Below are 14,012 nucleotides of genomic sequence, written 5' to 3'. Positions count from 1 at the left end.
GAACGATATGAAACTTTGGCTATCGGGTTTGGCACTTCTGGCGGCGACCTCTACCGCGCAGGCTGAAAATTTCCGCATCGTGCAGTCTCCTGCGCAGAAGCTGGATATCTGGATCGACAACATCAAAGACAACACGCCGCAGAGCTGGTGTAAGCCTGAGGTGGCGCTGCGCATTGTGGCGAACGGCAAGAAAGACGTCTCCGTGCTGGAGAACTTTGTGCCGCGTCTTGGCGCGCTGCTGGAACACCAGTGCAGTAAAGTCAATAAACTCAGCTGGACGCTCAACGATCCGGCGGGTACCACGCTGGCGCAGGGCACGGCTGGCAAAGCGCAGGACTGGGCGCTGGTGGTGAAACAGGAGCAGGCCGCGCCTGCTGCGACCGTCACCGCCACCCCAGCCAGCGGCGCGTTACTGCCGCCCGATCAGAACGTGGCTTCCCGCACCGTTGCCGCCGACCGTACGCCGTGGCAGGAGTTTACCCTGCAGGACGGCTGCCACCTGCGCACCTTCTGGGAAGGGGGCGCCTCTGCACCGGCGCTCTTCATTCCGGATTCTGACACCACCCGCTGCGGCAACGGCAGCTGGCTGAGCGGACACACCGTTGTTTCGCAGTCCCGCAACGGCGGGCAGAAAGAGATGGCGGTAACGTACATTCATGGCTTCCCGGTCACCGGGCTGAATCAGAGCGCCGACCCGGAAAACGCGCTGATCACCTCCGTCAACAAAGAGCGCATGGTATTCAGCACCCCAAACAGCGACCAGAGCTGGATGATCCTGCCTTACGACAGCGCCCTGAACAGCTGGAAGAGCAACGGCACCGTCGCGGTGGAGATCTCCCGTGAAACCGCCAGCGACGATGCAAAGCTGCAGGCGCGTATCGCCGCGGTGAAAAAAACCTGGAGCGCCTGGGTGGCACCCGGCACCCCGCTGAATATCGTGCTGATTGACACCCTGCGTCCTCAGCTGCGCGATCCGGCCGTTGGCGCATGGCGCGCGGCAAATTAAGGAATGGCGATGAATACGCTCTATCAACACCTGGCGGGTGAGTCGCTCAACGACGCGCTCGCGCGTCTGGAAGCAGAAATCAAAGCCCGTCCGGCGGATGCCGACCTCCGCGCCGCGTTCGTGCAGTTTTTAACCCTTAGCGGCAACTGGACGCGTGCCCTGACCCAGCTGAAAAGCTGGCTGGCGCTGAAGCCGCAGGCGAAACCCACCGTCACGCTGCTGGAGCAGTCCATTCAGGGCGAGCTGCAGCGCGCGCAGGTGATGGCGGGACAGGCGCGTCCGGCGATGCCTGAAACCCAGTGGCCGTGGCTAACCACCCTTGCGGCGGCGCTGAGCGAGGAGGGCGAGCGCGCGCAGGCGCTGCGTCTGGAAGCCCTTGAGCAGGCGCAGGCCACCCCCGGCCAGATTACCCTCGAAAACGAGGAGACGCAGGCCTTTGACTGGCTGATGGACGGCGATGCCCGTCTCGGCCCGGTATGCGAAACCATCGTCAACGGCCGCTATTTCTGGCTGCCGTTTAACGCTATCGCGGAGATCCGTTTCCAGGCGCCTGCCAGCGTGACCGATCTGGTCTGGCGTCACGCGCTGGTGCGCCTGACGGACGGGACGGAGCAGGTGTGCCAGATCCCGGCGCGTTACCCGTTTGCCGCCGATGCTTCTGACGCGGTTAAACTCGGGCGGACCACCGACTGGCACCCGCTCGATACTGACGGCACGCTCTATGAAGGCCAGGGCCAGAAGGCCTGGCTGAGCGAGCAAAGCGAAAGCCCGCTGCTGTCCTTAAGCCTCGTGACGTTTGCGACGGATGGAGCCGATGAGTAATCCCGCTGGCGAAGGCGATCTGCTGCGCAGCGGCTGGCAAGCCCGCAGCAAGCAGGAGAAGGTGGGGGCGCGCGACAAAATGCAGCCCTCGCTGCTCGATCGCCTCACTGATAACGACCCGGAAAAAAAGCGTGAGTCGGCCAACAGCAATCTGATCACCCACGCCGCCCTGCGCCGCAATGTGCTGCGCGATTTGCAGTGGCTGTTTAATACCATCAACCACGATGCCTCCGGCGATTTAAGCGCGCTACCGCACGTGAGCCGCTCGGTGGTTAACTTCGGCGTCGCGCCCCTGGCCGGGAAAAGAATGTCGGACATCGAATGGCACGACATTCAGCGCAAGCTCACCGAGGCCATCATCAATTTTGAACCACGCATTTTGCCGCAGGGGCTGCAGGTCCGCTGCGTGTCGGATACCTCCTCGCTGGATCTGCACAACGTGCTCTCCATCGAGATCAAAGGGCGTTTATGGTGCGTGCCGTACCCGCTGGAGTTTCTGTTTCGCACCGATGTCGATCTGGAAAACGGCCATTTTGAACTGAAAGATGCGGGGTAATCATGGAAAGTAAACTGCTCGAATACTACAACCGTGAGCTGGCCTACCTGCGCGAAATGGGGGCCGAGTTTGCCGAACGCTACCCGAAAGTCGCCGGACGGCTGGGCATGCGCGGCATCGACGTGGCGGACCCGTATACCGAACGTCTGATGGAAGGGTTCGCCTTCCTGACCTCCCGCGTGCAGATGAAAATGGACGCGGAGTTTCCGCGCTTCTCCCAGCGTCTGCTGGAGATGATTGCGCCGAACTATCTTGCGCCCACGCCGTCGATGGCGATTGCGGAGATTCAGCCCGACAGCAGCCGGGGCGACCTGAGCAAGGGCTTCGTCGTGCCGCGCGGCACCATGATGGACAGCCTGGCGCTGAAAAAAACCGGCGTGACCTGCAGCTATACCACGGCGCACGAGGTCAACCTGCTGCCGCTGAAAATCGACAAGGTTGAGCTGGGCGGAGTTCCCGCCGATTTGCCCCTCGCACAGCTGGGTCTGAGCCAGCGGGGGATCGGCAGCGCCCTGCGGATCCGCATCGCCTGCGACGGCCCGCAACATCTCGGGCACCTGGACTTCGACCGTCTGGAATTTTTCCTCGCCGGTCCGGATATCGAGGCGCTGAAGCTGCTGGAGCTGGTGATGGAGCACCACGCCGGGATCGTCTGTCAGACGGTCAGCCCGCAGCCGCAGCGGCAGCTGCTGGCGACGGACGCGCTGCGCCAGGAGGGATTTGAGCCTGACCAGGCGCTGCTGCCGGACGATCTGCGTAACTTTGACGGCTATCGCCTGCTGCAGGAGTATTTCGCGTTTCCGGCCCGTTTCCGCTTCATTAGCCTCAGCGGCCTGAGCACGCTGATCCAGCGCTGTGAAGAAGAAAAAGCCTTCGACATCTTCATCCTGCTGGATAAGTCGGATGAACAGCTGGAGCGCGTGGTCGATGCCAGCCATCTGGCGCTGCACTGCACCCCGGTCATCAACCTTTTCCCGAAAGTTGCGGCGCGGCAGAAGCTAAATGACGGTCAGCATGAATACCATCTGGTGGTCGATAACATCCGTCCGCTGGATTATGAAATCTACGCGGTAAAAAAAATCTATGGCAGCGCGGACGGCCAGCGTGATGACCAGACGTTTCGTCCGTTCTGGAGCACCTGGAGCGGCGATGCGGGCAACTACGGGGCCTATTTTTCCCTGCGACGCGAGCAGCGCGTGCTGTCCGAGCACGCGCTGCGCTACGGCACCCGTACCGGCTATATCGGCTCGGAGGTCTTCGTCTCGCTGGTGGATGAACAGCACGCGCCGTGGCAGGAAAATCTGCGCTATATCTCTGCGGAGGTGCTCTGCACCAGCCGTGACCTGCCGCTGATGCTGCAGCAGGAGCTCGGGGAGTTCATTATGGCTGACTCCATGCCGGTGAAATCCCTCACCCTGCGTAAAGGGCCGACGCCGCCGCGTCCGGCGCTGGCAGAAGGGTTCAGCACCTGGCGGCTTATCAGCCAGCTGCAGATGAACTACCTCAGCCTGATGGACAGTGACAATGAGGAGGGGGCTGCCGCGCTGCGCCAGCTGTTAGGGCTTTATGCCAACCTGGCCGAAACGCCCGTTGCGCGTCAGGTGGAGGGGGTGCGCCACTGCGTGCTGGAGCCGGTTCACCGCCGCGTGCCTGAACCCGGTCCGGTCGTGTTCGCCCGCGGGATCGGCATTACGCTGACGGTGGATGAGCGAGCCTTTTCGGGGGCCAGTCCGTGGCTCTTCGGCAGCGTGATGGAGCGCCTCTTTGCCCGTCTGGTCTCTATCAACAGCTTCACCGAGTTCACCCTGAAAAGTCAGCAGCGCGGCGAGATTGGCTACTGGGCGCCGCGCATGGGTAAAAGGGCGCTGATATGAGTGACGCCGCCACTGCACCGCTGCGCGTGCATCGCCTGACGAAGCTGCCGGATGCGTTCTGGTACGGCGTCCGCGAGACGCCCTGGCGCTACGATCTGTTTCAGCTGTTAAGGCGCATTGATGCCCAGGGCGGCGAGCGCTATCCGCTGGGCCGCGCGCCGCTGCCAAAATTTGAACCGCTGCGCATCGGCCAGCAGCCGTCGATGAGTTTTGCCCCGTCGACGCTGGCCAGGGTGCGTCAGCGGGAACAGAGCGGGCTGCATGAGGTCTCTATCCTCAGCTTCGGCCTGTTTGGCCCGAACGGCCCGCTGCCGGTCCACATGACCGAGTACGCCCGCGAGCGTATTTATCATCATCAGGACACCAGCCTGAGCGCGTTTGCCGATCTGTTCCACCATCGTCTGGCGCTGCTGTTTTACCGCGCCTGGGCGGATGCGCAGCCGACCGTCTCGCTGGACCGCGCCGATAACAAGCGCTTTGAGGGCTATCTGGCGTCGCTGATTGGTATGGGCCAGCCGGGTCAAATGGAAAACGGCAGCCTGAGCTCACACGCGCGCTTTACCCACGCCGGGCACTTGACCCGTCACGGGCGGGATCCGGAGGGGCTGGAGAAGATCCTGCGCAGCTATTTTAAGGCGCCGGTCAAACTGGTCAGCAACGTGCCGCAGTGGATGCCGCTCTCCACGCGCGAGCAGGCGCAGCTTGGGGAAGGACGCCGCATGCCGCGCATGGGTGAATCGGCCTTTCTCGGCGTCGCCGTCCGCGACGTGCAGCATAAGTTTCGCATCGAAATTGGCCCGCTGAGCGCGGAGGAGTACAACCGCTTTCTGCCGGGTGAAGCGTGGGTGACCGAGCTGCGCGACTGGGTGCGTCAGTACGCTGGAGTGGAGTTTGAATGGGAAACGCGGGTGATCCTGCGCGAAGACGCGGTGCAGGGCGCCACGCTCGGCAGCCATGCGCGATTGGGCTATAACACCTGGCTGGGCCTTCAGCCGCAGCCTGTCCCGCGCGGCGATCTGGTGTATCGCGCAGAGCGGTAATCCTTCCGTCTACCGAATCATTGTTAATGGAAACTAACATGTCAGAAATTAGCCGTGCCGTGCTTTTCGGCAAACTGGATACGCTGTTATTTACCTCTCTGGAAAGCGCCACTGCGTTCTGCAAGCTGCGCGGCAACCCCTATGTTGAGCTGGTGCACTGGCTGCATCAGCTGATGCAGCAGCAGGATGGCGATCTGCAGCAGGTCATCCGCCACTTTGCCCTCGACGAGCAGCAGCTGACGCGCGACATCGTTGCCGCGCTGGATGTGCTTCCGCGCGGGGCGAGTTCCGTTTCCGATCTCTCCGAGCATATCGACAGCGCCGTGGAGCGCGCCTGGGTCTTTGGCTCACTGAAGTTTGGCGTCAGCCGCATTCGCGGCGGCCATTTGCTGATCGGCATACTCAAAACCTGGAACCTGGCCAACGTGCTGAAAAGCATTTCGGCGCAGTTCACCCGCCTTAACGTCGAGGTATTGATTGAGCAGTTCGATACCATCTGCGCCAACAGCAAAGAGACGCAGCAGGCCGCTGCCGCCGTCGACGCACCGGCGGGGGCGGTTCCGGCTGCACAGGGGACGCTGGCCCAGTATGGCCAGGACCTGACCGCCCGCGCCCGGGAAGGCAAGATTGACCCTGTTGTCGGGCGCGATGAGGAGATCCGCCAGATGGTGGATATCCTGATGCGCCGTCGTCAGAACAACCCGCTGCTGACCGGGGAGGCCGGAGTCGGGAAAACGGCGGTGGTGGAAGGGCTGGCGCTGCGTATCGCCGACGGCGACGTGCCGGAGCCGCTGCAGAACATTCAGCTGTGGCTGCTGGATATCGGTATGCTGCAGGCCGGTGCAGGCATGAAAGGCGAGTTTGAAGCCCGTCTGCAGGCGCTCATTAACGAAGTCCAGTCCAGCGCCACGCCGATCATTTTGTTTATCGATGAGATCCACACCCTGATTGGCGCAGGCGGCCAGCAGGGGACTGGCGATGCGGCGAACCTGCTGAAGCCAGCCCTGGCGCGCGGCCAGCTGCGCACCATCGGCGCCACCACCTGGGCAGAATACAAAAAGTACATTGAGAAAGACCCGGCGCTGACCCGTCGTTTCCAGACGGTGCAGGTTCACGAGCCGGACGAAGCGAAAGCCATTCTGATGCTGCGCAGCACCGTGTCGCCGCTGGAGACGCACCATCAGGTCCTGCTGCTCGACGAAGCGGTCAGCGCGGCGGTGAAGCTGTCCCACCGCTACATCCCGGCGCGTCAGCTGCCGGACAAAGCCGTTGCGCTGCTCGATACCGCCTGCGCCCGCGTCGCGGTCAGCCAGAGCGCGCCGCCTGCGCAGCTGGAAGACTGCCTGCGCCACCTTGCCGCGCTGGACGTGGAAATTGAGATCGCAGAACGCGAAGCGCGCGTGGGGGCCGGTGACGCCGAGCGCGTCACGGCATTACGCGCCGAACGCGACGCGTATGAGACAAAACGCGAAGCCCTGGCCCGGCGCTGGGAAGAAGAGCGCAGCCTGGTGCAGGAGATTATCCGCCTGCGCGCCGCGCTGTTCGCGGCGGGCGAAGAAGATACCGCCGAGCTGCGCGGCCAGCTGGCGGAACAGCAGCAGGCGCTGAACGCCTTACAGGGAGACGAGCCGCTGCTGTTTGCCGCGGTGGATGAAAACGTGGTCGCCGCGGTCGTCTCTGACTGGACCGGGATCCCGCTGGGCCGGATGGTGAAAAACGAGATCGACGCGGTACTCAACCTTGCCGACACGCTGAACCAGCGCGTTATCGGCCAGCGTCACGGTCTGGACCTGATTGCCCGCCGCGTGAAAACCTCCCGGGCGAAGCTGGACGACCCGAACAAGCCGGTGGGCGTCTTTATGCTGTGCGGTCCGTCGGGCGTCGGTAAAACCGAAACCGCGCTGGCGCTCGCCGAATCTCTGTACGGCGGCGAGCAGAACGTCATTACCATCAACATGAGCGAGTTCCAGGAAGCGCACACCGTCTCCACCTTAAAAGGTGCGCCTCCGGGGTACGTAGGGTATGGTGAAGGCGGGGTATTAACCGAGGCCGTCCGCCGCCGTCCATACAGCGTCGTGCTGCTGGACGAAATTGAGAAAGCGCACCCGGACGTCCACGAGATCTTCTTCCAGGTCTTCGACAAAGGCTGGATGGAAGACGGCGAGGGGCGCCATATTGATTTCCGCAACACCATTATTATTCTGACCTCCAACGTTGGCACCGAGCTGATTAGCGCCATGTGCGCCGATCCGGACCTCATGCCGGAGCCTGAGGCCTTAAGCGGCGCGCTGCGCCAGCCGCTGCTGGAGGTGTTCCCACCGGCGCTGCTGGGCCGTCTGCTGGTGGTGCCGTACTACCCGCTCAGCGACGAGATGCTGGGGCAGATTGTTCGCCTGCAGCTTAAGCGTATTCAGCGTCGTCTGGAGGAGAATCACAGCATTATTTCTGAGTTTGACGACAGCGTGGTGGAACAGATTGTTCAGCGCTGCACCGAGGTGGAGTCCGGCGGCCGCATGGTGGATGCTATTCTGACCAACACCCTGCTGCCTCAGATGAGCCAGATCTTACTTACCGCCAGCCGCAGCGACGAACAGTACCGACGTCTGCACGTCACCTGCGAGCAGGGCGAGTTTCACTGTCAGTTTGCCGCGTAATAATCATCAAGAGAACTGTAAAAGATGACGGATAATGATAACAATCGGACTGTCCCAAACGCGCTCCCGGTCGGGTACCGCTTCAACGAGTTTGAAATCAAAGAGGTGATCGGCGGCGGCGGTTTTGGCATTGTCTATCGCGCGTGGGATCACCAGCTCGAACGCACTATCGCTATCAAAGAATTTATGCCTTCCTCGCTCGCCGTACGCGGCGACGACATGACCCTGGTGCTGCGCAGCGAGCGCTTTGGCAAAGCGTTTTCCGCAGGCCTGAACAGCTTTATCCAGGAAGCCCGTCTGCTGGCGCGCTTTAACCACCCGAACCTGCTGCACGTCCTGCGTTTCTGGGTGCAAAACGACACGGCCTACATGGGGACGCTGTTTTACAGCGGCACCACGCTTTCGCGCCTGCGCGAGGAAAAGCCGGAGCTGATCAACGAAGCCTGGATCCGCCGCACCCTGCCGATGCTGTTCGGTGCGATCAAGACCATCCATGACGAAGGCTATCTGCACCGAGACATCTCGCTGGATAACATCCAGATCCAGGATAACGGTCTGCCGGTGCTGCTTGATTTCGGCTCCGCGCGCCGCACCATCGGTAACCTTTCCGATGAAACGGAAACCATGCTGCGCCCGGGCTTTGCGCCGATCGAGCAATACACCGACGACAACGAAAGCGAGCAGGGCCCGTGGACGGACATTTACGCCCTCGGCGCCGTGCTGCGTACCCTGATTGTGGGTTCTCCGCCGCCGGTCAGCGTGGTGCGCTCGATTCAGGATACCTGCAAACCGCTGGTGGAAATCATGCCGCAGGGCTATTCCATTCCGCTGCTGCAGGCCATTGACCGCGCGCTGGCGCTGCACATGGAGGATCGTCCGCAGTCCATCGACGAGTTCGCCGCGCTGATTGAAATGCCGGTCGCGGGTATCAACGATGTGCTGACGGCGAAAAAGCCCGGCACGATGCTGGTACCGGTGGAAGACGAAAAACCGGCGTCGCTGCTCGACTGGCGTCGCTACAGGATCCCGGGCATGGTTGCCGCAGGCGTGCTGGTCGGCGTTGTCGCTGGCGCGATGCTGTTTAGCGGCGGCAAAGATGCGCCAGAGCAGGCTGCGCAGGCACCGGCAGAGACGCGTCCAACCGAAACCGCCGCGAACGCCCCAGACGTGAAGCCAGAAACGGCGAAGGTGAGCGAACCGGCGACGGCACAGCATACGCCACCGCCTGCCGCGAGCCCTGTTGCGTTGGTCTATATCCGCATCCTCGACGGCGAAACGCTGAAAGTGAACGGCGAGCCAAAAGCGCTGCGCCCGGGAACCAACGGCTATGCATCGCTCAAGCTGCCAGCCGGTGAGGCGAAGATTGAACTGCAGGGCAACGGAAGAACGCGTGGCCAGACGCTGGATATTACCAAGCCGGGCACCTGGCTGGTGAATCCGTAGGAATATAAACAGGGGAGACTATGGAAGTGTACGATCTTCGAAGTCTTAGGCTTCATTCCAAGGAGTACGAGAAGATTGTCTCTCCTGTTTGTGCGTTTTGAATTTATTCCTAACCCGGAGGGTTGAGTTGAAGCCAATATGTGCTCCCCCATTTTTTTAAATAACAATAACGGGCGTACACTAAACAACCTCGCTCATTTAAATAGCCATCTATGGTATTTCTGGGGAAGTATGGATCTTCTCGCAATATTGCTTTATTGCGTGAATTCAGTTCGCCAGCACAGAATTCCATTCATTTCTGACGCAAAAGCGTTTAGTGATTCGTTGCATTATTATGCAGGTGATGGTTTCAGCATTTTGGTCATGCTTTTTTTTGTGCTTGACTTACTTTTATTACTCTCTTTGTGTACTTCGGCCTGTTTATTCTTCAAGCGAAAGATCGGAGCGGTTAAACTTGCCCTCGCTCAGGAATTATTTCGCTTGATTTCATTCAGATGTTCGGTCTCATTGTTCCCTCTTTTAGTAAGTATGTTTGATTTTTCAAACATCTGGTTGAATGTAGGTTTATTTGTCACATCAGAGTCACTGAAAATCTACTCTCTTGTTTTTTGGATGATCAAGAGGGAAAAGCCCCTTTCTTGAATGACGCTTTATCACAGATGCAGAACCTCTTATCTGCATCGCATAAGCTAGATGGAATAAAGATTATGCTCAACCGAATTACCGTTCAGCTCCCGGTGGAGGGGCTTCTGTTCTGGAAACTGACGGGCCGCGAGGCGATGTCCGAGTCGTTCGCGCTGACGCTGACCGTGCTCGGCACGGACGCGCGCATTGACCGCAGTAAGCTGCTGGGCCAGCCGGTCACGGTGACCATCCCGACGCAGAGCCTGCTGACGCCCCGCTATATAAACGGCAAGATTACCCGGGTGGCGGTCAGCGCCGTTGAGCTGACGGGCACCCGCTATGCGGTGTACCAGCTGACGGTGGAGCCGGACCTGTGGCCGATGAAGCGCGACCGCAACCTGCGTATCTTCCAGGGGCAGACGGTGCCGCAGATTGTGAAAACCCTGCTGGGTGAGCATCAGGTCAACGTTGAGGATAAACTCACCGGCAGCTACCGGGTGTGGGACTACTGCGTGCAGTATCAGGAGTCGAGCCTGGACTTCATCAGCCGCCTGATGGAGCTGGAGGGGATTGCGTATCACTTCCGCCATGAGGCGGACAAGCACACCCTGGTGCTCACCGATGCCGCCACGCAGTACCAGCCGTTCAGCGGCTATGAGGTTATTCCTTACCACCAGACGCCGTCCGGCGGCAGTACGGATGAAGAGGGCATCAGCCAGTGGGCGCTGGAGGACAGCGTGACGCCGGGGATTTACAGCCTCGACGACTATGACTTCCGCAAGCCGAACGCGTGGCTGTTCCAGGCCCAGCAGAACCCGGCGTCGCCGACGCCGGGCAGCATCGACGTGTACGACTGGCCGGGTCGCTTTGTGGACAAGGGGCACGGGGAGTTCTATGCCCGTATCCGTCAGGAGCGCTGGCAGGTGGAGCATCAGCAGATTCAGGCCACCGCGACGGCGGCGGGGATTGCGCCGGGGCACACCTTCACGTTAACCAACGCGCCGTTCTTCAGCGACAACGGGGAGTATCTGGTCACGGCGGCGGGTTACCACCTCGAAGAGAACCGCTATGCCAGCGGCGAGGGGGAGACCATTCACCGTACCGATTTTACGGTCATCCCGTCGGCGGTGGCCTACCGTCCGGCGCAGACCACGGCGTGGCCGCGCACCTACGGCCCGCAGACGGCGAAAGTGGTGGGGCCGAAGGGCGAGAGTATCTGGACGGACAAATACGGTCGGGTGAAGGTGAAGTTCCACTGGGACCGGCTGGCGAAGGGCGATGACACCAGCTCCTGCTGGGTGCGCGTGTCGAGCGCGTGGGCGGGCCAGGGCTACGGCGGGGTGCAAATCCCGCGCGTGGGCGATGAGGTGGTGGTGGACTTTATCAACGGCGATCCGGACCGTCCGATCATTACCGGTCGCGTGTACAACGACGCGAGCATGCCGCCGTGGGCGCTGCCAGCTGCGGCGACGCAGATGGGCTTTATGAGCCGCACGAAAGACGGTTCCGTGGACAATGCCAACGCCCTGCGGTTTGAGGATAAAGCGGGCGCAGAGCAGGTATGGATCCAGGCCGAGCGCAATCTTGATATTAACGTCAAAAACGACGAAACACATTCTACTGAAAAAAATCGAACCCAGTTTGTTGGCGAAGATGAAACCTTACGGGTAGCGAAAAATCAGAAATCAGGGATTAAAGGCGATGTGGTATGCCTGACGGGGAACAGTCGAAACGATAAAGTCGTTAATAATTTTATACTTTCCGCAGGAAATACGCTGAGACTGGAATGTGGTGAAAGCGCCATCGAGCTATCAAAAGACGGCAGCGTCCATATCATTGGTAATAACTTTAACTTTACTGCGAAACAGAATGCGCAAATTAATACGCTTTCCGGCGAATTACATTTGAACCCTGATGATGGACAAAATGTCATCGATCCGCCTGGCGCATCCCTTCAGGGTGAAATCCAGCAGGAAGTGGATAGTTTTTTTGTTATTAATGGCAATAAATAAGAGTAACCCGAATGGCTGAATATATTCTTCAGGAAGCATCCCTTGCCTTACCCGATGTATTTAAAGACAGAACCATGAATTTATTTACCCTGAGTGATAACGGAGCCAGCGAGTTTACTTTTGTTGTTTCTCGTGCGAGTGCTAAAAACGAAGATAAAGTCCATGATGCGGCAACAAGGCTGGTACGTGAACTGGAAATTACGGTGCCCGACTTTCGTCTCGAATCCTCGCAGATGACCTCTGTTGATGGTCTCCCGGCGGTTGAGCTTTTTTATCAATTCAAAAATGATAATGCGATCATTTTCCAGAGACAGACCGTTATTTTGCTCGGTGACCATCCTGGCGGCCAAAAGATGGTGTGTTATATCGGTACTTGCCCGGGCGAGTTTAGCGATTATTATCATAATCAATATCAGGAAATTATTCGCAGTATTAAGTTCCACAAACCGGCTCAGACTGAAACTAGAGAAATGCTCGCTGCCGACAGCCAGGGGCCATTTTTTGCGCTTGATAGTGAGAGTAAGGAATTGAGTGTCTTTGAAAACATTCAGGAACTGTATGGACATCTTTCGCTTCAGCGGGCGAAAGAGGGGCAATATTTGCTTTTTGAAAAACAGGGTAAACCACTCAGTATTGCACCCGTTCCGGGGAGCCAACCCCTTCGTTACGCGCTGTGGACGACTTTCGCAGACAAATCACATCACCTACTTTCACAGCTTTCCGTATGCCGCCAGGTGTCTGGTTCTGACCCGCTTGATACAGCCGACCGGATCCGTAAGTATCTGATGGCACAGCGAGCCGAATAGCCATGTCCGAATGTCAGGCTGCTCGCGTAGATGATGAGATTGCACATACAGCCTCAAAAGGCTGGATGATTGCAGGATTGGTGGGCGGGGCCATTCTGGGCGCAGCTGCCGTTGTCGTCACCGGAGGGACCGCGCTGGTTGCTGTTTCTGCCGTTGCGGCTGGGGCATGCGCTGCGGGTGGGTTGGGTGAGCTCCTCGGCAGTATGTCATGGGCTCCACGCCATACTACCGGTACGCTAAAAGAAGGTTCACCCAATGTTTTTATCAACAGCCGAAAGGCGATCCGCGCTCACCTGTCAGCCGGAGAGTGTGATGAGCACAGCGGTAGCCTGCAACGGGTTGCGGAAGGTTCGATAAAAGTTTACATCAACAACTTTCCCGCCTCTCGCACAGGCGATAAATTGACATGCAGCGCTGAGATTAGTCAGGGATCGCGTAATGTTATTATCGGTGGAAGCAAAGTTCAGACCGATGAAATAAGTCCTGAAATCCCGGAATGGGTGAACTGGACGATGCTCGCCGTTGGTGCCGGAGCCATGGCGGTGCTAGCCAGTCCAGCAATCGCCCTTCTGAGTACCCTCGGTGCGATGGGCGGTGGGACTATTGGTGGCTACGCGGGTGGAATGCTGTGTGGCGAAGGTAGCGACGGTCAGAAATGGGGGATGCTGATCGGCTCCGTTATCGGCGGCGGGGCTGGTATTAAAGGCGGGGCACGGTTTGATACGTGGCGGGCTGGTAAATCAATGCCGCGCGTTAGTGCGGAACCTGTTACAGCTTCAGCTTCGCCAAGGATGAGCTTAAGCGAAGCCGTGGGGAAACAACGAGCCGAAAAATGGATTACTCGTGGCAGAGAATTGGCGGATAATCGAGATCCTGCTCTGTCTGCTTTACTCAGTGATGAGCAAGTAGGTGCATTGTATGGTTATACTACCGATCCAGGCTACCAAATGGTAAACCCAGCGTTACGAGGTATGAAACCAATGACTAAAGAAATGGAAGCATTTACTCAACATATAAATGATGGCTTAGACCAGCTTCCTACTTTTAGGGAAGTTGCGATTAAGTGGTCCGCAGCTCCCGATATGACGCCCCAAACCGTCCTTTATCGACGTCCTGTGGCTCAATTTTCCAATTTTCAGCCCAAAATCGTCTCTTCGTGGCTGATTTTGGCCCTG

Annotated in this window: 11 protein-coding genes; all 11 read left to right on the top strand. The window is 59.1% G+C overall.

The annotated features are described in order from the left end of the window. The first annotated feature begins 7 nt into the window (after positions 1-7). Complete coding sequence (locus tag ACOTXT_RS03115) at positions 8-1,006, top strand: hypothetical protein (protein ID WP_021240378.1); 999 nt, start codon at positions 8-10, stop codon at positions 1,004-1,006. Between the two features lie 9 nt (positions 1,007-1,015). After that, entirely contained in the window at positions 1,016-1,828 is an 813-nt protein-coding gene (locus ACOTXT_RS03110; RefSeq protein WP_008502635.1) for a type VI secretion system accessory protein TagJ, read from the top strand. After that, positions 1,821-2,384: a type VI secretion system baseplate subunit TssE gene (tssE, locus tag ACOTXT_RS03105; protein WP_024909842.1), complete on the top strand. Its 564-nt coding sequence runs from the start codon at positions 1,821-1,823 to the stop codon at positions 2,382-2,384. Before ACOTXT_RS03110 ends, tssE begins: the two co-directional genes overlap by 8 nt. A 2-nt stretch (positions 2,385-2,386) precedes the next feature. Next, the gene (gene tssF, locus ACOTXT_RS03100; RefSeq protein ID WP_055322270.1) at positions 2,387-4,258 is read left to right on the top strand and encodes a type VI secretion system baseplate subunit TssF; all 1,872 of its coding nucleotides are present in this window, start codon (positions 2,387-2,389) and stop codon (positions 4,256-4,258) included. Further along, complete coding sequence (gene tssG, locus ACOTXT_RS03095) at positions 4,255-5,298, top strand: type VI secretion system baseplate subunit TssG (protein WP_333165272.1); 1,044 nt, start codon at positions 4,255-4,257, stop codon at positions 5,296-5,298. Before tssF ends, tssG begins: the two co-directional genes overlap by 4 nt. A gap of 38 nt (positions 5,299-5,336) precedes the next feature. Beyond that, entirely contained in the window at positions 5,337-7,952 is a 2,616-nt protein-coding gene (tssH, locus tag ACOTXT_RS03090; RefSeq protein WP_023344382.1) for a type VI secretion system ATPase TssH, read from the top strand. A 24-nt stretch (positions 7,953-7,976) separates the two neighbouring features. Then, entirely contained in the window at positions 7,977-9,395 is a 1,419-nt protein-coding gene (locus tag ACOTXT_RS03085) for a serine/threonine protein kinase (protein WP_055322267.1), read from the top strand. Positions 9,396-9,626: 231 nt separating this feature from the next. Then, on the top strand, positions 9,627-10,037 hold the full coding sequence (locus ACOTXT_RS03080; protein ID WP_223825724.1) for a hypothetical protein: 411 nt from the start codon (positions 9,627-9,629) through the stop codon (positions 10,035-10,037). 65 nt (positions 10,038-10,102) lie between these two features. Beyond that, positions 10,103-12,031 (top strand): type VI secretion system Vgr family protein, encoded by a 1,929-nt coding sequence (locus tag ACOTXT_RS03075; RefSeq protein WP_279767835.1) that lies wholly within the window; start codon positions 10,103-10,105, stop codon positions 12,029-12,031. 11 nt (positions 12,032-12,042) lie between these two features. Then, complete coding sequence (locus tag ACOTXT_RS03070) at positions 12,043-12,837, top strand: DcrB-related protein (protein WP_008503526.1); 795 nt, start codon at positions 12,043-12,045, stop codon at positions 12,835-12,837. 2 nt (positions 12,838-12,839) lie between these two features. After that, a partial coding sequence (locus ACOTXT_RS03065; RefSeq protein WP_421625279.1) for a PAAR domain-containing protein occupies positions 12,840-14,012 on the top strand: 1,173 nt, incomplete at its 3' end.

It is taken from the genome of Enterobacter cloacae complex sp. IR5422, assembly GCF_049238165.1.
GTDB classification, from domain to species: Bacteria; Pseudomonadota; Gammaproteobacteria; order Enterobacterales; family Enterobacteriaceae; genus Enterobacter; species Enterobacter roggenkampii.
The sequence above is the reverse complement of the archived record's forward strand: the minus strand, read 5'-3'. Positions and strand labels throughout refer to the sequence as shown.